The following is a 22,802-nucleotide window of genomic DNA, read 5'->3' on the forward strand; positions in this document are numbered from 1 at the left end:
GATTGTTGTTTAGAGGGCTGAAATAACCTGCATGGACAGTTCTGAGTCACCTTCGCGGCCGCCGTTGCGCACCCTGCTCGTCAGGAACCGCAAACGCACCGTGCTGGGGATGGATCCTCAACAGGTCATCAAGTATTTCTTCGGCAGCAATGCCAGCGTCGCCGTCATCGTGCTGGTGCTCATCATGATCTTCCTCGTGCGCGAGGGTATCGACTTCCTGCCCACCTATCGCGACGAACTCGTCACCTACCGCCGCGCTGGCCTGGAGTTTTGTGACATCATCGACAAGCCGCTCAAAGAGCACCAATCGCTCTCCAGCAGCCTGCGCCAGTCCGTCAGCGGTTCGCTCGACACGCTCGGCAAAACCGCCCGCGACCGCCGTGACGCCGCGTTTTTGCTCAAAAACCAGGCCGAGGAAAAAGCCACGCAGCAGCGCGAAACCCTCGAACAAGCTCTGGAGCAAACCCCGCCGCCTGCCGCTGACAAACTCGACATTCTGCGCCGCGAACAGCAGAAAGCCGCCGCAGACGCTGCATCACTGGTTTACCCCGATCTCTTCACCGCAGCGGAGAAGCAACAGCTTCAGACCGAGTTCGCCGCGCTCACCCCCGAAGTCAGCGATCTTCCGCCCTTCCTGCAAACCCTCGCCGCCGACTTTACCGCCAAAGATCGCGAAGCCCGCACGAAATTCGAAGGGCTCGTCACCGCCCAGGAGGAATTCGAAGAGGCACCCGAAGGTCTTCAAGAAGTGCTCGATGAACTCAAGGAGCACGCCAAGGAGACCAAGAAGGCGGCTGACGCGTTCCACGCTCTCGAAACCAACCGCCAGCGCCTTCTCAAAGCCGCCGCAAAGACCAAGGATGCGGATAAAAAAGCCAAACTCACCAAAGAGGCCGAAGCGTCCGTTGCCGAACCGGTGAATCTCGAAGAACGTACCAAGGAACTCACCGCACGATCGGGTGAATTGCGCGAGCAACTCGAAAACTACGTCAAAGCCGCCGAAACAGCCTCCGCCTCTCTTCCGCAGGAGGCTGGAACGCCCGCCGCCACCGCCATGCTGGCCGATGTGCGCGCCAAACTACCCGTGCATGTCCAAGAAATGCGCGAAGCTGCCGCACAGCTCGATCAATGGCGCTCCGACAAGCCCGTTTCGATGATCAGCGTCATTGGCGCGTTCTTCTTCGGCTCCCAGTGGATCACCAACAGCTCCTGGCAGGATTTCTTTGGCTTCGTGCCGCTGCTGACCGGTTCGCTTGTCATCGCCCTTATCGCCATCCTCATCGCCACGCCGATCAGCGTCATCGCCGCGATCTACACGAACCAGTTCGCCTCCGAACGCGAGAAGGAGCTCATCAAGCCCATCATCGAGTTCATTCAGGCCATCCCGTCCGTCGTGCTCGGCTTCATCGGCATCTCGCTCGTCGGCAATTTGATCAAAGACTTCAGCGAAGTGAGCTGGCTGCAATGGGTGCCCGGTTTCCCGATCCAGGAGCGCCTTAACATGTTCAACGCTGGCTGCCTGCTCGCCTTCATGGCCGTGCCGACAATGTTCAGCCTCTCCGAAGACGCGCTGAACAACGTCCCACGGGCCTACATCGACGCCTCCGACGCTCTTGGAGCCACCAAGCTGCAAACCGTCTTCCGCGTCATCGTTCCAGCCGGCATTTCGGGCATTCTCTCCGCCATCCTGCTCGGTCTTGGGCGTGTGATCGGTGAAACGATGGTCGTCTTGCTCGTCGCAGGCAACCGCATCGCCATTCCCGACTTCAGCGCCGGTCCCGGCGTCATCTTCCAGCCTGCGCACACGCTCACCGGCATCATCGCGCAGGAACTCGGCGAAGTCTCACGCGGCAGCTCGCACTGGCAGGCTCTCTTCATGGTCGGCATCGTGCTCTTTGCCATCTCGCTGCTCGTCAACTGGTGCGCCCGTGCCGTCGCCCGCCGCTTCGAACCCCACAAGGCATGATTCACCAATCCTACTCGTCCTCCTACTCCTACTCGTCCTCGATTCTTCCGCTCCGCCCCAATCCCATGCTCCGTTCGTCCACAACCGCTCCTTCCCGCAACTCCTCCGTCGTCACTCTTTGATCGAGGACGAGTTCGAGTAGGAGGACGAGGACGATTCTTCAAGCAATGCCCCCCGACCCCACCAATCCCTTCGCTGGCGACAACTCCGGCATCCAGCAGCGCGAAACCGCCGCGCGCTGGGCCTTGCGCGTGGGCAGCTATATCGTCGTGATCATCACGCTCGCGATCATGCTGCACATCTTCATCAAGGGTGCGCCCGTCACGTTTCAGTCCAAGTGGCCCTTCGTGAACACGCAGTTCCTCACCGAGCTGCCGTCCCAGCTTCACGTCATCGAAGACAAGCAGGGCAACCATTACGAAACCGGCGTGAACGGTGCCGATGCCATCAAGAAGCAGCTCGGCGACAACTTCCGCTCCGAAAAAACCATCGCCTACTCCGGCGGCGGCATCCTGGGGCCGATTGTCGGCACCGCACTGCTCGTCATCGTCAGTGTTGGCGTCGCATTGTTCCTCGGCGTCGCCTGCGCGATTTACCTCAGTGAGTATGCGAAGCACGGCAAGTTCCTCGAAATGGTGCGCCTAGCCATTTTGAACCTCGCGGGCGTTCCCTCCGTCGTGTTCGGCCTCTTTGGCCTCGGTGCCTTCGTTTTGACCGCACCCGTGTTTGTCGATGTGCCGGCAGATCGCTCCGTCTTCGCCATTCCACTCGGCTTTACCACGCTCAGCTTCGAAGGCTGGGACACCTGCGTGCTGTCAGGCGGCTTCACGCTCGCCTTCGTCATCCTGCCCGTCATCATCACCGCCAGCGAGCAGTGCTTGCAGGCCGTGCCGCAAGGCTTCCGCGAAACTTCGATGGCGCTCGGTGCCACACGCTGGCAGACGATCCGTTACAGCGTGCTGCCCTTCGCCACGCCCGGCATTTTGACCTCCAGCATCCTCGGCATCGCTCGTGCGGCCGGTGAAACGGCCCCGATCATGTTCACCGCCGCGCTGGCCTTCAAAGACAAGCTGCCGTGGCAAAAAGACCTCCCGCCGCTGCCTGCGGACGCGTCCATCTTCGCGCATTGGGAGCAGAGCGTGTCACGCTTCCTCGGCATCTTCACCGAATCTGTCCAGGCGCTGCCGTATCACATCTACACCCTCGCCGCCAAGATCCCGCAGAACGAATACTCCGAGCGTGCGCAATACGGCTCCGTCTTCGTGTTCCTCGTCCTCGTTGCTTCTTTGGCCGCCAGTTCGGTGCTGCTGCGCAAACGTCTGCGCGCCAAGTATCGCTGGTAACCGTCTCTCCTCTCATGTCCGCCGATTCCACCGCCAAAACCACGCCACCGCCTGTCGTCCAGGTGCGGGACATGGATTTTTGCTATGGCGCGAGCAAGGCGCTCTTCGACATCAACCTCGAAGTCGAATACCACCGCGTCACCGCTCTCATCGGCCCCTCCGGCTGCGGCAAAAGCACGCTGCTGCGCTGCATCAACCGCATGAACGACCGCGTGCCCAGCGCCCGCGTCACCAAGGGCGAAGTGCTGGTGAAAGGCAAAAACATCCACGACGCCGATGTCGATCTCACCCAGCTCCGCAAGCAGGTCGGCATGGTGTTCCAGAAGTCGAATCCCTTCCCCAAGAGCATCTACGAGAACGTCGCTTACGGCCTGCGCATCCACGGCGAGAAGAACAAAAACGTGCTCGATGAAGCCGTTGAACGCTCGCTGCGTCACGCTGCGCTGTGGGATGAATTGAAGGACCGCCTCAGCGCCAACGCCCTCGCCCTCTCCGGCGGCCAGCAGCAACGTCTCTGCATCGCCCGCGCCATCGCCACACTCCCTGACGTGCTGCTCATGGACGAACCGTGTTCAGCACTCGATCCGATCTCGACGCTGAAAATTGAAGAACTCATGAGCCAGCTCGCACGCGAGTACACCATCGTCATCGTCACGCACAACATGCAACAGGCCGTGCGCATCTCCGACTTCACCGCCTTCCTGCACCTCGGCAAACTTGTCGAATTCTCTCCCACCGAAGAACTCTTCACCAATCCCCGCGAAAAGCTCACCGAAGCCTATCTGCGCGGCACCTTCAGTTAACCCCCGCTCTGAACTGAGCACTAAGCACTGAGCACTTTTTGCCCGCCACACCCACCAGCACCGAACTCGCAGAACCACCTCTCATCCAGGTGGAGAAGTTCAACTACGCCTACGGCGACCACCAAGTGCTCTTCGATGTCGATCTGCACATGCGCCGCGAAGATGTGACCGCGCTCATCGGCCCCTCCGGCTGCGGCAAGAGCACGCTCATTCGCTCCATCAACCGCATCAACGACCTCGTTGAGTCCGCCCGAGTCGTCAGCGGCCAGATCAAGATCGACGGCGTCGATTTGTACGCTCCGAACGTCGATGTCATCAACCTGCGCCGCAATGTCGGCATGGTGTTCCAGAAGTACAATCCCTTCCCGCGTTCCATCTTTGAAAACGCCGTCTATGGCCTGCGTGTCGCCGGCATCAAGGACCGCCACGACCTCGAAGAAGCCGCCGAACGCAGCCTCAAGGCCGCCGCGCTGTGGGATGAGGTCAAAGACCGCCTCCACGAGATGGCCACCGGCCTTTCCGGCGGCCAGCAGCAGCGCTTGTGCATCGCGCGTGCCATCGCCTTGCAGCCGCGCATCCTGCTGATGGATGAACCCTGCGCCGCGCTCGATCCCATCGCCACCGCACGCATCGAGGAGCTGATTCATCAACTGCGCGGCCAGTACACCTTCGTCATCGTCACGCACAACATGGAGCAGGCCAAACGCATCGCCGACCGCACCGCGTTCTTCTACAAAGGCAAATTGATCGAGGAGGACGACACGATGACCATCTTCAACCATCCCGGCAACCCACTGACTGAATCCTACATCACCGGCCGTCTGACGTGAGAAAGTAGTGCCCCCGCCTGCAACGCTCCGCGCAGCACTGCGGGCAGGGAGCTTTAGCCCCAATGCCGTTAAGCAATAATGACGCCCCTATTCCCAGGTGCAAATCTGGCCCCTCACCCCGACCCTCTCCCCGGAAAGAAAGCCAAACGCAAAACAAGTCTCGCGCCGGGGAGAGGGAGCCTGACGCTGGCGCACGGTATTCAGGTCCCTCTCCCCGCGAGAAACGTGTTGCGCAAACAGGCGAGCTTCGGGGCTAGCGAAGCGCCGCGAAGCGAAAGGTTAGGTGAGGGGCCAGTTCGGCGTTCGTTGCAGGATTGCTTAACGGCATTGGGGCTAGTGGTTCAAACCATCAGAGCTGCTGGGTAAAGACGCTTGAGTTTGATAAGTGCATCTTTTGTCGTGAATCTCCAGTCGGTGCCGCACTGGCCTTTGTTTCGCCGGGTTGCCCAAGCCGTGGCCTCTGTTTCCATGAGTTCCTTGCTTGCGATGCGCCGATTCAGGCACTGGCGTAAAAGCAACCCGGTCAATGGTCGAGATCGAGACGCTCAAAACACGGACAATCTCCTCGTCGAGACACTCACCGTTGGGACCGGTGGCAGCTGCTGCCAACAAGATATGAGCATGTTGCCTTTTGGTCACCGCGCCGTTGCCCTTGGCGACAAAGGTTTCGAGTTCAGCACGTTCTTCAGGGGTCAGACGGATGCGATATTTCTTCATCCGAGACCTATACCACTGACAAATGAAATTGTTAAGAAGCATTAAACACATTACCCGTCAACTTTGGTGATGTCGACCACTAGATCCGTTTCAGAGAAATCTTCGGTGGTTCGGGGGTGCTCGTGACGAAGTTGCTCAAGGACACTCAAGACCCGCCGCCGAGCTGCTGGTGGCAGCGCCAGCAAAGTCTCAACAGCCTCACCATCCAGCACGAGTTTCGGTGCCGAGGTCATGACTTATTTTCCCTGCCGCTCCAGGGCCTCATGTCTCTGGACGAGTTCCTCAAACGAAACTTTCTGCCCCTCGTCCATCCGACGGTTTGCCGCAGCCATCGCAGCAGCGTGATTCGGATCACGCTCATCAACGAGGTGCTGGAGGAACGCAGCCACATGGAACTGCTCATCCTCCGTCATCTGGGCGATCTCCTGGGTGACTTGGGCGACTGACATGGTGGGAGTATGAAGCAACCGCCTGCCGCTGGCAAATGGGCCGTCATTTCTTCGTGCTCTCCCGCAGCACTGCCAGCCAATCCTTCGTCGCCACTTCCTCCAGGCGTTTCAGCAAGGCAAAGTAGTCATGAGCTTCAGCTCGTGAAAGCGTGGCAGGCCAGGGCGATCCCTTCTCACGCGAACCATGCCCGTGCGAGCTAAAGCTCAGCACTACTTTCCCTCCCGCAGCACTGCCAGCCAATCCTTCGTCGCCACTTCCTCAAGGCGCTTCAGCAAGGCGCTTCAGCAAGGCAAAGTATTGAGGTTTTGTCAGCCGGGAATGAGGGGCTGACGGCGGACGCTAGGACAGGGTCCGCATGTGGCGGGTGTTTGCGGAGCGTGCTGCCGGCCAAGTAAAGTAGTCCAGTTGCGCTGAACTGGCGAACGGAGGCCTGTTGCACAGCAACAGGCCAACTAGGCCACGCCTCGGCGCCTGCTGAACAGGCCGTATTTCGGGCTGAAGATGTAGGCGAGGAAGAAGAAGCTGCCGAGCACGACGATGATGGTGGCGCTGACGCTCCAGCCGAGCGGGTAGGAGATGAAAAAGGCAGCGACTGAGCCGACGGCACCGAGGATGCCGCCGCCCCAGAAGAGCGTGCGGGCGTTGTTGGTGAGAAGATAAATCGTGGCGGCGGGAGCGACCATGAGGCCGACGCTGAGGATGCAGCCGACGGCTTGCAGCGAGGACACGAGCACGAGGATGGTGACGGCGAAGGTGGCGTAGTTCAGCAAGCGCACGGGCACGCCGAGGCTGGCGGCGATGTTGGGCTCGAAGAGATAGATGAGCAGAGGTCGTTGCAGCGTGGTGAGGGTGATGACGGCGATGGCACTGATGCCGAAGGCGATCCACAGGTCGGAGTCGGCCATGCCGATGATGCTGCCGAAGAGCCATTCATCGAGCTTCTGGCGCACATCGAGGTTTTTGAGGATGAGCAGGCCGGCGGCGAAGGCGGTGGTGTATAGCACGCCCATGGCGGTATCTTGATCGAGCCTGGAAGTGCGCGAGAGGAAGATGGAGCCAAGGCCGACGATGAGTGCGGCGAAGATGGCTCCGATGAGGGCGCTCCATTGCGAGAGTCCGGCGATCAACACGGCGACAGCGAGGCCTGGCAGCAATGAATGCGAGATGGTGCCGATCTTGAGCGCAGATTTCCGCAGCACGACGAACGCGCTGACGAAGCCGTTGGAGAAACCGATCATCAAACACGCGAGCAGCGCGCGTTTGGCGATGGGTTCGGCAAGGAAGTCGGTGATCGTGGGCATCTGGTGGCTGGATGCTAGTTGCTGGATGCTTGATCCGGGTTGTCGTAGGCGCGGGACACGTTGGCAGGCGTGAAGGAATCGGCGACTGGGCCGAAGGCGATTTGATGGCGGCGGATGAGGAGGACGTCGTCGAAGTTGCCGGTGACGGTTTGCAGATCGTGATGGCTGGCGATGAGCAGGCGGCCTTCGGCGGTGAGTTCTTTGAAGAGTCGGCTCAGATTTTCCTGCGCGGGCTTGTCGAGGCCGGTGAAGGGTTCGTCGAGTAGCAGGACGTGGGCTTCTTGAGCGAGGGCACGGGCGATGAAAGCGCGCTGCTGCTGGCCGCCGGAGAGGGCGCTGATCTGGCGGTCCTGGAGATCGCGCAGTTCCATGCTGGTGAGCGCGCGCTCGACGATTTCGGCGTCGTGACGCGAATACTGCCGCCACCAGCCGAGATTCGGGTAGCGGCCCATTTCGACGAGGCCGCGCACGGTGATGGGGAAGTTCCAGTCGATGTCGCCACGCTGCGGCAGGTAGGCGATTTCATGGCTGCTGCGGGTGAGTGGTTTGCCGCGCCAGAGGATCTTGCCGGTGTCGCCAGGGATGAGTCCGGCGAGAGATTTGAGCAGCGTGCTCTTACCCGCGCCGTTCGGGCCGATGAGGGCCATACTGCGACCGCATTCGGTGGCGAAGTGGATTTTTTCGAGCGCCCGCACTTCCTGATACTGCACACTCAAATCAACGACTTCGAGTTTGTGATGCTGCGTGTGCTCACAACCACCACCCCAGCAGACGTGCTCCTTGGTTTTGTCATGCGTGGCTACGGCGCTCATTTCCAGGAGAAGGTGATGACTTCATCGAGACTGCCTGCGGCGGACCAGCGTGTCTGGCTGCGTGCTTCGAGGCCGTCGGGTTCAAGTTCGAGCGTGAGGGCTGTGTCGGGCGTGTTATCCGGCCAAGTGGCGCTCAGGAAGACATCGACGCCTTCTTTGGTGGAAGGCAGCACGGCATCGAGTTCGAGCGGTGAAGCGTCGGTGGTCGTGATCAGCTCCTTGTCGGCGATCTTGAGGCTCAGCGTGCTCGGTTGGTGAGCGAAACGCAGTCGCAGCAGCGCTTTCACGCTGTTGGCTTCTTTGGCGGCGACTTTGATGACCTTGGCGTTGCTGGTGTTCCCGGTGAGATGGCTCAGCGGCACCGCCAGCACGATGAAGGCGAGGCAGAGCAGGAAAATCTGAATGGGCGGGAAGCCACGCATGATTATTTCACGGGAGCAAGAGCAGCGACGAGGGCGCGGACGTTGTGCGCGAGCATCGTTTCAAAAGTGTGGGCGATTTTGGCGGTGCCGTCGGCGATGAGCGGCTCGCCGATCTTCACACCGGTGCTACGGGCGATCTCGGCGAGGACTTTGGGATTGGCCTGATCTTCAGGAAAGACGGCCTTGATGCCATGCTCGCGGATTTCGGCGATGGTTTCGGCGACGTGTTTCGAGTCGGCATCATCGCTGCGGCCGACGCCGAGGAGCGAGATGGGTTCAAAGCCGAACTCCTTGCAGAAGTAACCGAAGGCAGCATGCGCGGTGACGAGTTTGCGGTCCGCGCGGGAGATTTTGGCGATTTCCTTCTGCGCCCAGACTTTGAGTTCGCCGAAGCGCTTGGAGGCGGCTTTGGCACCGGCTTCGTAAGCGGCGGCGTTCGCGGGATCGGCGGCGGTGAGTTCATCGGCCACGATGCGGGCGGCGCGCTTCATGTTTTCGGCGCTGTGCCACCAGTGCGGGTCGAACTGGCCGTGGTGGTGATCATGGTCGCCATCGCCATGATCGTGATTGCAGACGTAAGGGATGGAGGGGATTTTTTCGCCGACTTCGACAAGCTTGATGCTCGCGCCGAGGCTGTCGCGCAGCTTGTCGAGGTAGGTTTCGAGTTCCTTGCCGGAGGCGAGCAGCAATTTGGAGCCACGCATCGCGGCGATGTCCTTGGGGGCTGGCTCAAAGTGATGGATGTCACCGCCTGGCTTGAGGATTTCGATGACTTCGACATTCGCGCCGCCGACCTGCCGTGCGAGATCGGCCACGAGAGGATGCAGCGAGGCGACTTTCAGCGGAGCGGCCTGGCCGATGGCGAGAGACAGCGCAAAGGCTGCGAGGAAGGTTTTCATGGCGTGGCGGGTTGCTTATCCATAACCGCCGCATGCCGTTGTTGCAACTTGATTGCGAATTAGGCTTTACGCTTGGCCGCTTCCCGCTTCGCGATTTTCAGTCCCGCCTCAATAATCTGGCAGCGCAGTTTTTCGAGGCAGGCTTTCCAGGTGGCGGGGCTGATGGGGAGGTAGCGGTCGGTGCCGTCGGGGAAGCGTTTGGTTTCGAAGATGTTGCTGGGCTGCTGAATGAGGTCGTCGTAGAGGCCGTGGATGAAGAAGGTGCGGGCGTCGGCGCCGTCGGGCCAGGGGCTGGGGTGTCCTTCGGCCTCGCGGATGGCGGCTTCGATGGCGCTGAGGATTTCGACGGGGTTGAGCGTGATCTTGAGCGGTGCGCCGGATTTCAGGTAGTCGGCGATGGCGATCTGCACTTTGCCAAGCACGGCTTGGATCTGCCGCAGGTCGGCGGGGGCTTCCGCCGCAATGAGCTGTTTCAGCTCAAGCTCGGCGCGGGTGGCTTTTTTGGGGCGTTTGGTGGCCATTCGGCGGCATTTTGCACGGGAAGCCCGGTTGGCAAAGATTGAGGAGGTTTTTTTGGCAGGAAACGCCGCTGCTGAGTTCGTCTGCTTCGCGGAATCGGAATTCCGCGCTACAAGGTCTGCATGCCCAACACACCTGACACACTCAGTTCACCGGCCGGCTGGCGGTTGGATCATTCCTATGCACGACTGCCGCAGTCGTTTCATGTGCGGGTCGATCCGACGCCTGTGCCTGAGCCGAAGATGGTGGTGCTGAATCGGCCGCTGGCGGAGACTTTGGGGCTGAATGCGGATGCGTTGGATGATGCGGCGATCTTTGCGGGCAATGAACTACCGCCGGGAGCGGAACCGCTGGCGCAGGCCTATGCGGGGCATCAATACGCGCATTTCACGATGCTGGGGGATGGACGCGCCATTTTGCTTGGCGAGCAGATCACGCCAAGCGGCGCACGGTTTGACATCCAGCTCAAAGGACCGGGACCGACGCCGTTTTCGCGTCGTGGCGATGGTCGTGCGGCATTGGGGCCGATGCTGCGTGAATACATCATCAGCGAGGCGATGCACGCGCTGGGCATTCCGACCACGCGCAGCCTCGCGGTAGTGACGACGGGTGAAAACGTCTTCCGCCAGGAGTCGCAGCCAGGAGCGGTGCTGACTCGCGTAGCGGCCAGTCACATTCGTGTCGGCACGTTTGAGTATGCGACGGCTCGTGGCGACAAAGCGGAACTGCGAGCGCTGGCAGATCATACGATGCAGCGGCATTTTCCGGAGGTCGAAGGCGGCTACGCAGCATTCTTTGAGGCGGTGATGGAGCGGCAGGCGGCGCTGATCGCGCAGTGGATGCACGTCGGCTTCATCCATGGCGTGATGAACACGGACAACATGGCGCTCAGCGGCGAGACGATCGACTATGGACCGTGCGCGTTCATGGACGCGTATGATCCGGCCACGGTCTTCAGCTCGATTGATCGCAATGGCCGCTACGCCTATGGCAACCAGCCGCACATCGCGCAGTGGAATCTCGCGCGCCTGGCCGAGGCGATGCTGCCGTTGTTTCACGACGATGAAAAACAGGCCATCGAGATCGCGAACGAGGCGATTGGGAGTTTTGAGGGGCGCTTCAAGCGCCACTGGCTCGCGGGCATGCGGGCGAAGCTGGGACTCTTCACCGAGGAGAGTGAAGACAAGGCTTTGATTCAAACGCTGCTTGATTGGATGCGTGAGACGAAGGCGGATTTCACGAATACCTTCCGCGATCTGACGAATGGCCGCATTGAGCCGAGGGAATGGCAGCAGCAGTGGTCCGAACGGCTCAAACGCCAGCCGCAATCGGCCAGTGATGTGACTGATCTGATGCGTCGCAGCAATCCCGCCTTCATTCCCCGCAATCACAAGGTTGAGGAGACGCTGGCCGCCGCCTCGGAGCATGGCGATCTCAATCCGATGAAGCGGTTGCTGACGGTGCTGGCCGCACCGTTTGATCACACGCAGGATTTGCCGGAGTTCAGCGAGTCTGCGGATTTAACCGGGTATCAGACGTTCTGCGGAACTTGAACGAACTTTTTGATGCGAAGGTGGCTGGAGTTATTGCGGTCGTTTGCATCGGTGTTAACGCTGGGGTGTGTTGTCGGTCGGCAATGCGCTCCAGCCACACTCTTTTTGAATTATGAAACGTCCTCTCTGGTCAGTTGGCCTGCCGTTGCTGTTGTTGGTGACTCTTTGGTTTGGGCTGAGGCCGGGAGGTGAGGTGACGCGACCGATTGAGAAAGTGGAGGTGCGGCAAGTGAGGGCAGCGATGCCGCAGATCGACCAGGCGGCCTGGAAGGCGTGGGTGAGCAAGACGGAGGTGGCGGTGGAACCGGCGGAGCTGCAAGCTGGCATCGCCTTAGCCAAGACGCGGCGGGAGCGGATGAGCCGACTGGTGCGTGAGGCCCCACGGCAGGCGCTGGCGGAGGCGGTGAGCTTTTCAGAGTATGCGGCGCTGCCGCCGGAGATGCGGACTTGGGTGGAGCGGCCGTTCAATGAGCGAGTGGAGATGGTTTATTTGCCGATTTGCGGCGGAGCATCGCCTGATGGCCGTGAGGCGGTGGTGGAACTGCATTTCAAAGATGGCTCGCATGTGGAGGCCTTCGTGTTTGGCAGCCGGGCGGAGATCACGGGGAAGAAGTCCATTCCGCTGCAAGGCGTGGTGCTGGATGGTGTGGCGGCGGTGGGAGATGTGGTGTTTCAGCCGGTGTCGGCCAAGGAGGCAGCGCAGTTTCCGACGCATGCTGGGGGGCTGGAGCGGAGTTTTGCCACGGGCAAGGCGCTGTCCGGCCCCAAGGTGCTCGCGGTGGCTGGTGGCGAGGTGTTTGCGTTTGGGGATGTCACGGAACTGACGCGATTGGATGAGGCGCTGCGCAGTCTGGACACGAAGCCGGGACCCGTGGCGGCTTCGGAGCGTATTTTTGCCTATCAGCCGGTGCCGGCGGATGGCGCTGCAGGCGGTGGGTTTGATCTTGAGGGAGCTTCATCTGCTGCGGAGGAGCAGGCCAGCGCATGGACGGAGACGGAGAAGAGGGTCTTCATCATCCGCATCGACTTTTCCGACAACGCGGGAGGCTTTGGCAGCCAGGCGGCAACGACGACGGCGCTGGCGGAGTCGTCGGAGCACATCCGCACGATGTCCTACAACAAGACCTTCATCACCGGCACGGTGAGTGCGAATGTGTACCGGGTGCCGCAGACGACGGCTTTTTATGTCAATGGTGGCAGCGGTCTGAACTCCGAGCTGCTGCGTGATGCGCGCAACAGCTTCCGCAATAACCGCAGCGGGCCGGATGCGGGCATCGACATCGGGCCGGTGTATAACAGTGGCAGCGGTGACAATGGCCTTGGCAACTATGACATCGTGGGGGTGATCTTTCCGAGCATCGGGATGATCAGCGGCGGTGTGAGTTACGCGGGTCTGGCCGGGGGCGGCAATCTCTGGATGCAGGGCACGAACAGCGTGGACACCTATGTGCATGAGTTCGGACACAATTACGGCATCGGTCACGCGAGCTTCTGGCAGACGAGTGATGGCAGCGTCAGTGGCACGGGTGCCACGGTGGAGTACGGTGACCCTTATGATGTCATGGGTGGCGGCGACCTGCCGGAGGCGCATTTTCATGCGCAGGCGAAGGCGAAGCTGGACTGGCTCACGTCGGCACAGTGGGCTGATGCCACAGCGCTGGGATCAGGCACCTACCGCATCTATCGGGTGGATGATCGCTACACCACCGGCACATACCGCGGCGTGCGTGTGACCAAAGTCGCCACGCCGGGAAGCGAGGAGTACTATTGGCTGAACTATCGTGCGCTTTATCCTGGCGTGCCGGTGTTGGCGCAGGGCGCTTATTTGAACTGGCAACGAGCCGGGCAGACACGCTGCTGGCTGCTGGACACGACGCCGGCCACCAGTGGCGACAAGACGGACGCAGGCATCGCCATCGGCCGCACGTTCAGTGATGGAGCGGCAAATGCGCACATCACGCCGCTGGCCACCGGTGGCGCCGGTGCGGATGCCTATCTGGATGTGCGGGTGAACCTGGGGGCCTTCGCAGGCAATGCGGTGCCGACCAGCTCCGCCATCAGCGGCCCCAGCTCACTGGCCGCACGCAGCAGCGCCACCTTTTCCGTCACCGGCAATGACACCGACAACGACACGCTGGCCTACTACTGGAACAGTGCGGATGGCATCGTGCGGGCGAATGCGAACTCACTCACGATGAGCTGGACTGTCGGCGGCACGTACAATCTCAGCGCGACGGTCAGTGATATGAAGGGCGGCACGGTGACGGTCTCGAAAACGGTGACTGTTACCGATCCCATCGATACATGGACCACCTCTGCGCCCGGCAGCACTTACATGGATGACGTGGTTTATGGGGAAGGTCGTTTTGTGGCTTCCGAATACTTTGGTGATGTTTATTTGAGCTGGGATGGCGTCACCTGGAGCAGCGTAGGACAGCCGACGAATTTCGACAACTCAGGCAAGCTGGCCTTCGGCAATGATGTCTTCGTCATGGGTGGCCTGGCGACTGGTGGTGGGGCGCAGTTGGCCTGGTCGCCGGACGGGCGTCTCTGGTACACGGCCAGCTTTCCCACGGGTCTGCCACAGATTCGAGAGGTGGCACATGGCAACGGCAGGTTCGTCGCAGTGGCAGATGACGGCATCGTACTGAGCAGCATCGACGGTCGAACTTGGACGCTTGCGGCGAATGTGCCTGCAATGCCGGATTTTCGCCTGCTGACGTGGAGTGGCGCGCAATGGATCGCCATTGAGCGCAACGCGGCAGGCACTCGTGAGGAGACTGTCTGGACCTCGCCAGATGCGGTGGCGTGGACGCAGCGCAGCACGCGAGGCTATGACATCGACTCCATCTTCACCCTTGGGGGCGCGGTTTACCTCACAGGCTGGTATGGTGGCATCGAGCGTAGCACGGATGGCGGACTGACCTGGAGCGCTGCCGGCCTGCCTGGCACGACGCGCTGGAGCACCTACCACATCGCCAGAGCGGAGGATGGGACATTGCTCTGCACCGCCAAGGCCATGGATGAAAGCGGCACACCGTTTGCGCTGCTCGTTTCTACCAACGGCACGCTGTGGAGTCGCACGACGGTGAACGGTGGCAATACCGCTGTCGGTGATGCCGATGCAGCCGCGTATGGCCATGGCCGCTTCATCACGGTGCAGGATACGAACATTTCCCGCCGCACGAACAGCCTCTATCCCACCAATGCCGCACCCGTGCAGAGTCTGACCACCGCCCCCGCCACTGGCAGCGCACGCGCACCCATCACCTTTGCTGCGAGTGCCACCGATGCCGATGGTGGCACTCTGAACTATGCTTGGGATTTTGGTAGCACGCTCCCAGTGCTCGATGGCCCGGCGATTTCTGTCACCTTCACTTTTGGCGGCACTTACAATTACACGCTGCGGGTCAGTGACGGGCGTGGCGGCATCAGCACGCTGAATGGCAGCATTACCATCAGTGATCCCGCGCGCACCTTCACCCAGCGCACCAGCGGCACGACTCATGCCCTGGAGGCCGTCGCCCACAATGGCAGCACGCTCGTTACCGTGGGTGACAACGGCGTCATCCGCACCTCTGCGGATGGTCAGACTTGGACCGAGCGAACGATTACCGAATATGCCGACAACATTACTTTTTACGGCGTCGTCTGGGATGGCACACAGTTCGTCGTCGTTGGTCAGGACTATAATTTCGCGATCCCCGGCTGGGTCGGCATCATTTACACCTCGCCTACTGGCACTACCTGGACTCGTCGTTTGCTGGGAAGTACGGCCAACACTGGCCTGTGGAGCGTCGCCGTCACACCTGGCGGGGTTTTGGTGGCTTGCGGCGATGACGGCATCGTCATGCGCTCCACGAATGGCACCGCCTGGAGCACCATCACCGGCTTTGGCACCTCCAACCTGGACGGCATCGCCTATGGCAGCAGCACCTTTGTGATGACCGGCTACTCCAGCGGCAGCGGCACCCCGAAAGTCTTCACTTCGGCAGATGGCCTCAGTTGGACTGACTACTCCGCCGGCAGCGGTGTCGCCTCCTGGCAGGACCTGCGCAAGATCGCCTGGCTAAACAACCGCTTCGTGGCCAGCGGCTGGTATTCCAAACTGCGCACTTCCACGGACAATGGGCAGACCTTCACCACCACACGAACCACTCCCACCGAGCGAGTGCGCGGTCTTGCCTATGGCAATGGCGTGTACTTCGCCGCTGGTGTTGACCAATCCGCAGCGGATGCCAATGTCGATGTGCTCTCACTCGACGGCGTAAATTGGACGCAATATGCGGCTCCCTCGGGTGTGACGACACGCAAGGCTGCCACGTTCTTTGCCAATACCTTCATCACCGTCGGAGACACCGGGCATATCTGGCAGAGTGACGTGACTACGTCCGCTCTCATCGGTTTTGCTTACTGGCAGAGCGCCCAGTTCCCAGGCGGTGGTGCCAATGCGCTTGTCACCGCTGATCCTGATGGCGACGGCCTCAGCAACAGCCTTGAGTACGCCCTCGGCCTCCAGCCAAACTCGACCAATCTCGCGAACATTAGTCCGCTGATGAGCAGCGGTGCCCTTGCTCTGCGATTGAATCTGCCCTCCCCCGCACCGTCCGATGTCACCTACCTCATTGAGGGCAACAGCACGCTCACCGGCACCTGGAGCACGGTCGCTCGCAAGGTCGGCAACGGTAGCTGGGCATGGCTCGGTGGCGGTTCACCCTATATCGCCAGCGGCGCTCCTGCCGCAGGACGTGTGCTCATTGACGTCGGCATGCCTGACAGCGCCCTCGTCAGCCAGCGCTACTTCATGCGCCTGAGTGTCCAAGTGCCGTGAGAAAAAGGTGACGGCTCGATCTTCTTCAGCGTGAGCGCGTGCATTCCCGTTGGGTGTGGAGCGTGGAGGCCGCATGTGCTTCGTTCGTGTCATGAATGATGACAACGACGGAGCAGGGGGAGCTGAATCCAATGCATCGCCTGCTGACGGTGCTGGCTCAACTCTACGATCTCACGTAGGATCTACCGGAGTTCTGCGAACCTTCTGGCTTGGACTCGTATCAGACGTTCTGCGGTACCTGAGTCAAAGACATGCTTTAGCTAAGGCGCTGCGCCTTGAAATCACGGCGCAGCGAGTGCAGAAACACGCATGCCGCCACCGATCCGCCCCTGGTATTGGCCTGAAAGAGGCCAGCCCGAACGCACCGAGCCCTTCACCTGGATTGTGGAGGGTGTCATCGCGGCGTCGTGGTGGCCTGATCCGTATGTTTTCGACATCTACGAGGAGCAAAACATCCGGGCGGTCGTGAACTGTTGCGAGTTCGACAATCGTCGCGATGTGCCGGAGCAGTTTGTGTATCACCACATCAACGTGCCTGACTACGGCGTGCCCACGGATGCCCAGATCGAGCACTTCGTGAGCTTGATGGACAAGCATCACGCGGCACGAGAGGCAGTGGTGGTGCATTGTGTGGCAGGTTGCGGCCGGACGGGGCAGTTCATCGTCGCGTGGTGTGCGAAGGCGGGTTTTATCCCGGCGAAGGCTGATCCGGTGCAGTGGATTCGTGCCCGTCGGATGTGCTGCCTGGAAACCCGCGAGCAGAGTGAGTGTGCGAAGCGGTGGATGAAAAAGCACAGCGCAGGGAGTTCTCAGGATGCCTGAGGCTCATTCGGCAGCCATTGCGGGAAAGGATCAGGTAGCTGCATCCAGGCGTTCGAGCTTTTTTAAACTCGGCGTTTGTGAGCGGGAAAGAATGAGTCATGCGTTAATAAATACAAATCACTTGCAGTTGCAAAGAGATTGCATTTATCATTTATGGCATCACAAACCGCGCATGAAGACCCCACACTTCCTTTTCTTTCTCGTCCTGGCCGCTGGCTCCACTTTGAACTCCATGGCTCAGCAACGGCATGATCCGGCGCGTGCGCATGACGACGAGGAGGTCATTTCGCTGGATGAAATGGTGATTTCTGCGCCACTGGACCGGCCGCTCTTTCAGCAGGGGCAGGCGACTTCGGTGCTGACGGGGCAGAAGTTGAATCTGGCGGTCGAACCTTCACTGGGGCAGACGCTGGCGCGGCTGCCGGGGGTGAGCAGCTCGTATTTCGGCCCGGCGGCGAGCCGGCCCATCATTCGGGGTCTGGATGGGGATCGCGTGCGCATTTTGCAGAACGGGTTGAACACGCTTGACGCCTCCTCGGCGAGTCCTGACCATGCGGTGAGTTTTGATGCGGCGAATTTGAAGTCGGTGGAGGTGATTCGTGGGCCAGCGACGCTGCTGTATGGCTCGAATGCCATCGGCGGGGTGGTCAATGCCATTGACGGCCGCATTGTGGACGAAAGGCTCGATGGCACGCTGCGTGGCGCGATGGGCGGACGGTTTTCCTCCGTGGACAGCGGATATCAGTCGAATGTGATGCTTGAGGGCGGCTGGAAGGGGCTGGCCTTCCATGTGGAGGCGTTCACGAGGGCGGCGGAAGATTTTCACATTCCTGGAAACGCACGCACCGTGGGTGAGCAAGAGCGTAATCCGCTGCCAGCGGGTGATCTGGAGCCGAACAAGAGCGTGCCGAACAGCCATCTGCGCTCGCAGGGCGTTTCCGGCGGCCTGAGCTACATTTGGGACGGCGGCTTCGTCGGTTTCGCCTGGACGGAGTTTCATTCTCTGTACGGCTCACCAGCGGAGGAAAGCGTGTTCATCGACCTGAATCAGACGCGCCTGGATGTGCGTGGCGCGTTTTACAAGCCGCTGCCGCACATCAAGGAGATCAGCTACCGCTTTGCGTGGTCGGACTATGAGCACGTTGAGTTCGAGGACGGCATGGACAACACGGTGTTCAAAAACGACGGCTATGACTTCCGTATCGAGGCCAAGCATGAGAAACTCGCCGGGATGGAAGGGGTGGTGGGCTTTCAATCGGACCGCAGCGACTTTCTGATCGCGGGGGCGGAGGCCTTCCTGCCGCCGAACATCACGCAGTCGAACTCGCTGTTCTTTTTCGAGGACATCACGCGGGGGCCGCTGAGTTTCCAGTTTGGCGGGCGCTATGATAGCATCTCGGTGGAGGCGTTGAACAATGCTGTGTTCGGCCCGGCCCGCAGCCGTAATTTCGACAACCTCAGCGGCTCGGTAGGCGTCGTCTTCAATCCGAATGACGAGTACTCTGCCGCATTCACCATCACGCATGCCGAACGTGCGCCGACCAGCCAGGAACTGTTTGCGAACGGGGAGCACTTAGCCACGAACACCTTCGAGGTGGGCGATGCGAATCTTGGTGTCGAAAGCTCGCTCGGCTTTGATCTGAGCCTGCGCAAACGCACGGGCTGGGTGACGGGGAGTGTGAGTGGCTACTACAACCGGTACAACGACTTCATCGGCCAGTTTGGCACGGGAGTCCTCATTGGCGGCACGCCGGAGTATCGCTACCAGGCTGTGCAGGCGCAGTTCCTCGGCGCGGAGCTGGAGACGACTTTCCATCTGCTGCATCCCGTCACGGCGGAGCCAACGCAGGCGGGTACGAACCTGCATTGGGAGTTCAAGGCGGATGCGGTGCGTGCGCGTGATGCCCGTTCTGGGCGTTCACTGCCACGCATCCCGCCGTTCCATCTCTCCAGCGCGTGGATCGTGGAGCACGGGGCGTTTGGGGCCAGACTCGAAGGCATCTATACCGCGCCGCAGCAGCGGTTGGGGGCCAATGAGTTTGGCACCGCCAGTTACTTCCTCGTCAATCTCACGCTGAGCTACAGGGTGGTGCAGGGGCCGACGACAACCGATTTTTATGTCAAAGGGATGAACCTCACCAACGAAGACGCCCGTGAGCACACCTCTTTCCTCAAGGATCGAGTTCCCCTGCCGGGGCGGGGAGTCGTGGCGGGGGTTAAGATGACGTTTTGAGCGGCAGATGGTGTGTCGAGCGCAACCCGCGTGCTGGAGTTCGAGACTCCAGCATACGGGTTCTTTTTTTTGATGATGAAGGGCCAAAATTGGCAGTTTTTCTCAAAAGTGAGCCACCCGATTGATTCAATCCGCCAAATATAAGATAATTGTCATAATAATGCCTTGCTGGTCGGGTTATAATGAATATAATTTCAATTATTAACAAGCCAGCCAGACGATGAACCTGACCAACTCCAACGCCAGCCTCCTTAGCGCACCGAGCATGTCGCAGGCTTTGGAGGTACGGCGTGCGTGGCGGGAGAAAGAGCAGGTGTCGCCGCATTTTTGGGTGCTCATCAGCATCCTGGGAGATTTGATCATGGCCGTGCTGGCGGCCTATCTGGCCTACTGGTTGCGCTTTCACACGGTTCTGCGGGATTTCGGCAACTTCAACGCGATGACCTTCCGGCAGTATGGCGGCCATATGGCCCTGGGCAGCCTCTCGCTGGTGCTGGTGCTTGGCTGGCAGGATATTTACCAACAGAACGTGCTACTGCGCAACCGCTGGATCTCCTCCAAGATCGCCAAGGCTGTGCTGATCTGGACGGCGGGCTTTCTGGCCATCACTTTGGCGCTGAACCTACAGCCCGGCATCTCCCGCGTTTATGTGATGCTTAACGGCGCCACGGCTTTGCTGCTGCTGCTGGGCTGGCGCGAGGCCTTCTTGAATTTTCTGCGCACACCGGGCCGCATCGAGGCGTTGCGGCAGCGCGCGCTGTTTGTGGGCTGGAACGAGGAAGCGCTGAGCCTGTGGAAAACGCTCAAGCGTGACCATGCCTGCGCTTATGAAATCCTGGGCTGGGTCAAGACGACGGCGGGCGATGCTCATCGACCGCAGGAAGAAACTTTCCCCTGTCTGGGCAGCTTGGACGAAGTGGAGCACCTCGTGACCACGCACGCCACGGACATGGTCGTGGTGGCTGATCTGCACGGCCCACGTGAGCAGATGGTGGCTCTGGCAAACCTCTGCGAGCGGGAGATGATCCAGTTCAAGGTCATCCCGTCCTGCTTTCGCGTCTTTGTCTCCGGTCTGACCCTGGAAACCATCGCGGGGACGCCGGTGCTTGGCGTCACGCGGCTGCCGCTGGATGGCACGCTCAATGTGATTGCCAAGCGCACGCTCGACATCGTGGGTGCGATGGCCGGGATCATCTTCAGCGCTCCCATCGTCACTCTGTTCAGCGCCATGGTGTGGCTGGAGTCACGCGGCCCGGTGTTTTACCGCCAGCGCCGCTGGGGCGTGAACGGCGTGCCCTTCGACATCATCAAGATCCGCTCCATGAAGCTCAACGCCGAGCAGGCCAACGGTGCGCAATGGTGCGTCAAAGATGATCCGCGCCGCCTGCGTGTGGGTGCCTTCATGCGGAAATGGAACATCGACGAACTGCCGCAGTTTTGGAACGTGTTGAAAGGCGAGATGAGCCTCGTCGGCCCGCGTCCCGAGCGTCCGGAACTCATCGCCGACTTCAAGCATCAGATCCCACACTACAATGCCCGCCATCACTCGAAGCCCGGCATGACCGGCTGGGCGCAGGTGAACGGCCTGCGCGGCGACACCGATCTCAGCGAACGCATCCAGTGCGACCTCTGGTATCTCGAAAATTGGAGCCTCTGGCTCGACCTCCAGATCATGATGCTCACCTTCTTCAAGCGCGACAACGCGTACTGAGGATTGCGTGAATTCGTGGTGGCGTCCCGCCATGGACACGGACACTCGTCATCCACCCCTATGCCGCTTTTCACGGTTTACACGCCCACTTACAATCGCGCCCACACGCTGCACCGCGTGTTCGCGAGCTTGCAGGCGCAGACCTGTCGCGATTTTGAATGGTTAGTGATCGACGACGGCTCCACCGACGGCACGGCGGAGTTGATGGCTCGCTATCAAGCCGAGGCCGGTTTTCCAATGCGTTACCTGCAGGAGCCGCATCGCGGCGCGCATCATGCGCACAACCTCTCCCTGCGCGAATCCCTCGGCCAGCTCTGGCTCAAGCTCGATTCCGACGATGGCTGCCTGCCGCAGGCGCTCGAACGCCTGCGCCATCATTGGGAAAACATCCCAGCGGCCCAACGCGACTCATTTTCCGGGGTCACCGGCCTATGCCGCGATCAGAACGGCCAACTCGTCGGCACCCGCTTCCCGGTTGATCCGCTCGACTGCTCCGCCGCCGCCCTCGAATACCGTTATAAAATCCGTGGCGAGAAGTGGGGCTGCCTCCGTCTCGATGTCCTGCGGCAGTTTCCGTTCCCCGCTGATGTGCCGGGCAACTTCATTCCTGAGTCCTTCATCTGGTGCCAGATTTCGCAGTACTACATGACTCGTCATATCAACGAGGAACTGCGCACCTACTGGATGGACGCGCCCTCGCTCGTCCATGGCCGCTCCAATCCGCGCACCAATGCCGCCGGGCATCGCCTCATGTTCAAAGGCGTGCTTGATCTCGAAAGCGGCTGGTTCTGCACCGCCCCGCTGCGCCTGCTGCGGGCTGCCACGCAATACAGCCGCTTCGCGCTTTTAAGCGGCGTGGGTGTCTTGCAGCAGATCTGCGAGCTGAAAGGGAACAACGGACGCATACTGTGGCTCACCACGCTGCCATTGGGGTTTGCCTTGTGGCTGCGGGACTACCATCAATTCCAGAAGGATTGAAGTCGCGGCCGCATCGAAGGCAGCACCCCAGGAACGGGGACATCCACGGCCCGTGTGAGTGTTGAAGAACAGAACACGGGCAGAATGCCCGCCGCACTGGTGACAGGCAGGATGCCTGTCCTACTTGCTCGCCTCGGCGAATTGGGCGTCGAAGATGATTTTGCTCGGTGGGAAGTCGATCTTCTTGACGAAGGCGGCGGATTCGGCGGCACCGAACTCGCGGTCCATGGCACCGTCTTCCCATTCGACACTCAGCGGACCGCCGTAGTCGATGTCGTTGAGGGCGCGGATAATGAGCTCGAAGTTGATCTTGCCGCGACCAACGGATTTGAAGTCCCAGTAACGGCTGGGCTTATGGAAATCGACATGGCCGCCGAAGACGCCGGCGGTGCCGTCGCCGATGCCCCATGAGACGTCCTTCATGTGGACGTGGAAGATGCGGTCGCTGAACTTGCGGATGAACTTCTCATAATTCACGCCCGGATAGCCGAAGTGGCTGGGGTCGTAGTTGAAACCGAAGGCAGGATGGTAATCCACGGCCTGGAGGGCTTTCTCAGCGCTGGCGATGTCGAAGGCGATCTCGGTCGGATGAACTTCGAGCGCGTATTTGAT

At 60.5% G+C, this 22,802-nt stretch carries 18 protein-coding genes; 10 read left to right on the forward strand and 8 right to left on the reverse strand.

The window, feature by feature from the left end; genetic code table 11:
- Positions 1-31: 31 nt before the first annotated feature.
- From pstC to pstB (ACKVY0_RS03090), 4 genes are all read left to right on the forward strand, one after another.
- Positions 32-1,966: a phosphate ABC transporter permease subunit PstC gene (gene pstC / locus ACKVY0_RS03075; RefSeq protein ID WP_409213323.1), complete on the forward strand. Its 1,935-nt coding sequence runs from the start codon at positions 32-34 to the stop codon at positions 1,964-1,966.
- A 167-nt stretch (positions 1,967-2,133) separates the two neighbouring features.
- On the forward strand, positions 2,134-3,309 hold the full coding sequence (gene pstA, locus ACKVY0_RS03080) for a phosphate ABC transporter permease PstA (RefSeq protein WP_409213324.1): 1,176 nt from the start codon (positions 2,134-2,136) through the stop codon (positions 3,307-3,309).
- 14 nt (positions 3,310-3,323) lie between these two features.
- Positions 3,324-4,112: a phosphate ABC transporter ATP-binding protein PstB gene (gene pstB / locus ACKVY0_RS03085; protein WP_409213325.1), complete on the forward strand. Its 789-nt coding sequence runs from the start codon at positions 3,324-3,326 to the stop codon at positions 4,110-4,112.
- Between the two features lie 38 nt (positions 4,113-4,150).
- Complete coding sequence (gene pstB / locus ACKVY0_RS03090; RefSeq protein WP_409213326.1) at positions 4,151-4,942, forward strand: phosphate ABC transporter ATP-binding protein PstB; 792 nt, start codon at positions 4,151-4,153, stop codon at positions 4,940-4,942.
- Positions 4,943-5,275: 333 nt separating this feature from the next.
- On the opposite strand, the gene ACKVY0_RS03095 is transcribed toward pstB (ACKVY0_RS03090), so the two are convergent.
- The 7 genes from ACKVY0_RS03095 to ACKVY0_RS03125 all read right to left on the reverse strand — a co-directional run bounded on the left by ACKVY0_RS03095 (position 5,276) and on the right by ACKVY0_RS03125 (position 10,064).
- Positions 5,276-5,659 carry a hypothetical protein gene (locus ACKVY0_RS03095; protein ID WP_409213327.1) on the reverse strand — a complete coding sequence of 128 codons (384 nt, stop codon included), beginning with the start codon at positions 5,657-5,659 and terminating at the stop codon, positions 5,276-5,278.
- A gap of 236 nt (positions 5,660-5,895) precedes the next feature.
- Positions 5,896-6,108, reverse strand: coding sequence for a hypothetical protein (locus tag ACKVY0_RS03100; protein WP_409213328.1), 213 nt, complete (start codon positions 6,106-6,108; stop codon positions 5,896-5,898).
- Positions 6,109-6,561: 453 nt separating this feature from the next.
- Positions 6,562-7,410, reverse strand: a complete 849-nt coding sequence (locus ACKVY0_RS03105; RefSeq protein ID WP_409213329.1) for a metal ABC transporter permease — start codon at positions 7,408-7,410, stop codon at positions 6,562-6,564.
- A 14-nt stretch (positions 7,411-7,424) separates the two neighbouring features.
- A complete protein-coding gene (locus tag ACKVY0_RS03110) occupies positions 7,425-8,222 on the reverse strand; it encodes a metal ABC transporter ATP-binding protein (protein ID WP_409213330.1) in 798 nt (265 codons plus the stop codon).
- A complete protein-coding gene (locus ACKVY0_RS03115) occupies positions 8,219-8,644 on the reverse strand; it encodes a hypothetical protein (protein ID WP_409213331.1) in 426 nt (141 codons plus the stop codon). Before ACKVY0_RS03115 ends, ACKVY0_RS03110 begins: the two co-directional genes overlap by 4 nt.
- Positions 8,645-8,646: 2 nt before the next feature.
- Complete coding sequence (locus tag ACKVY0_RS03120; protein WP_409213332.1) at positions 8,647-9,543, reverse strand: metal ABC transporter substrate-binding protein; 897 nt, start codon at positions 9,541-9,543, stop codon at positions 8,647-8,649.
- A gap of 59 nt (positions 9,544-9,602) precedes the next feature.
- Entirely contained in the window at positions 9,603-10,064 is a 462-nt protein-coding gene (locus ACKVY0_RS03125) for a hypothetical protein (protein ID WP_409213333.1), read from the reverse strand.
- Positions 10,065-10,184: 120 nt separating this feature from the next.
- Here ACKVY0_RS03125 and ACKVY0_RS03130 point away from each other — a divergent pair, with 120 nt between their 5' ends.
- The 6 genes from ACKVY0_RS03130 (at position 10,185) to ACKVY0_RS03155 (ending at position 22,190) form a co-directional block, all read left to right on the forward strand.
- Positions 10,185-11,615, forward strand: a complete 1,431-nt coding sequence (locus ACKVY0_RS03130) for a protein adenylyltransferase SelO (protein ID WP_409213334.1) — start codon at positions 10,185-10,187, stop codon at positions 11,613-11,615.
- A 112-nt stretch (positions 11,616-11,727) separates the two neighbouring features.
- The gene (locus ACKVY0_RS03135) at positions 11,728-16,446 is read left to right on the forward strand and encodes a PKD domain-containing protein (protein WP_409213335.1); all 4,719 of its coding nucleotides are present in this window, start codon (positions 11,728-11,730) and stop codon (positions 16,444-16,446) included.
- A gap of 309 nt (positions 16,447-16,755) precedes the next feature.
- Positions 16,756-17,268, forward strand: coding sequence for a protein-tyrosine phosphatase family protein (locus tag ACKVY0_RS03140; RefSeq protein ID WP_409213336.1), 513 nt, complete (start codon positions 16,756-16,758; stop codon positions 17,266-17,268).
- A gap of 172 nt (positions 17,269-17,440) precedes the next feature.
- On the forward strand, positions 17,441-19,501 hold the full coding sequence (locus tag ACKVY0_RS03145) for a TonB-dependent receptor (protein WP_409213337.1): 2,061 nt from the start codon (positions 17,441-17,443) through the stop codon (positions 19,499-19,501).
- Positions 19,502-19,721: 220 nt separating this feature from the next.
- Positions 19,722-21,212 carry a sugar transferase gene (locus tag ACKVY0_RS03150; protein ID WP_409213338.1) on the forward strand — a complete coding sequence of 497 codons (1,491 nt, stop codon included), beginning with the start codon at positions 19,722-19,724 and terminating at the stop codon, positions 21,210-21,212.
- A gap of 60 nt (positions 21,213-21,272) precedes the next feature.
- The gene (locus ACKVY0_RS03155; RefSeq protein ID WP_409213339.1) at positions 21,273-22,190 is read left to right on the forward strand and encodes a glycosyltransferase family 2 protein; all 918 of its coding nucleotides are present in this window, start codon (positions 21,273-21,275) and stop codon (positions 22,188-22,190) included.
- A 120-nt stretch (positions 22,191-22,310) separates the two neighbouring features.
- On the opposite strand, the gene ACKVY0_RS03160 is transcribed toward ACKVY0_RS03155, so the two are convergent.
- Positions 22,311-22,802 (reverse strand): sugar phosphate isomerase/epimerase family protein (locus ACKVY0_RS03160; protein WP_409213340.1); only part of this gene is annotated, 492 nt, incomplete at its 5' end.

It is taken from the genome of Prosthecobacter sp. (assembly GCF_046154365.1).
Classification (GTDB): domain Bacteria; phylum Verrucomicrobiota; class Verrucomicrobiia; order Verrucomicrobiales; family Verrucomicrobiaceae; genus Prosthecobacter.

Bases quoted from the DNA above. Each gene is read 5' to 3' on its own strand.
- pstC (WP_409213323.1), top strand. From the start codon at position 32: ATGGACAGTTCTGAGTCACCTTCGCGGCCGCCGTTGCGCACCCTGCTC.
- pstA (WP_409213324.1), top strand. From the start codon at position 2,134: ATGCCCCCCGACCCCACCAATCCCTTCGCTGGCGACAACTCCGGCATC.
- pstB (WP_409213325.1), top strand. From the start codon at position 3,324: ATGTCCGCCGATTCCACCGCCAAAACCACGCCACCGCCTGTCGTCCAG.
- ACKVY0_RS03095 (WP_409213327.1), bottom strand. From the start codon at position 5,659: ATGAAGAAATATCGCATCCGTCTGACCCCTGAAGAACGTGCTGAACTC.
- ACKVY0_RS03100 (WP_409213328.1), bottom strand. From the start codon at position 6,108: ATGTCAGTCGCCCAAGTCACCCAGGAGATCGCCCAGATGACGGAGGAT.
- ACKVY0_RS03105 (WP_409213329.1), bottom strand. From the start codon at position 7,410: ATGCCCACGATCACCGACTTCCTTGCCGAACCCATCGCCAAACGCGCG.
- ACKVY0_RS03110 (WP_409213330.1), bottom strand. From the start codon at position 8,222: ATGAGCGCCGTAGCCACGCATGACAAAACCAAGGAGCACGTCTGCTGG.
- ACKVY0_RS03115 (WP_409213331.1), bottom strand. From the start codon at position 8,644: ATGCGTGGCTTCCCGCCCATTCAGATTTTCCTGCTCTGCCTCGCCTTC.
- ACKVY0_RS03120 (WP_409213332.1), bottom strand. From the start codon at position 9,543: ATGAAAACCTTCCTCGCAGCCTTTGCGCTGTCTCTCGCCATCGGCCAG.
- ACKVY0_RS03125 (WP_409213333.1), bottom strand. From the start codon at position 10,064: ATGGCCACCAAACGCCCCAAAAAAGCCACCCGCGCCGAGCTTGAGCTG.
- ACKVY0_RS03130 (WP_409213334.1), top strand. From the start codon at position 10,185: ATGCCCAACACACCTGACACACTCAGTTCACCGGCCGGCTGGCGGTTG.
- ACKVY0_RS03135 (WP_409213335.1), top strand. From the start codon at position 11,728: ATGAAACGTCCTCTCTGGTCAGTTGGCCTGCCGTTGCTGTTGTTGGTG.
- ACKVY0_RS03140 (WP_409213336.1), top strand. From the start codon at position 16,756: ATGCCGCCACCGATCCGCCCCTGGTATTGGCCTGAAAGAGGCCAGCCC.
- ACKVY0_RS03145 (WP_409213337.1), top strand. From the start codon at position 17,441: ATGAAGACCCCACACTTCCTTTTCTTTCTCGTCCTGGCCGCTGGCTCC.
- ACKVY0_RS03150 (WP_409213338.1), top strand. From the start codon at position 19,722: ATGAACCTGACCAACTCCAACGCCAGCCTCCTTAGCGCACCGAGCATG.
- ACKVY0_RS03155 (WP_409213339.1), top strand. From the start codon at position 21,273: ATGCCGCTTTTCACGGTTTACACGCCCACTTACAATCGCGCCCACACG.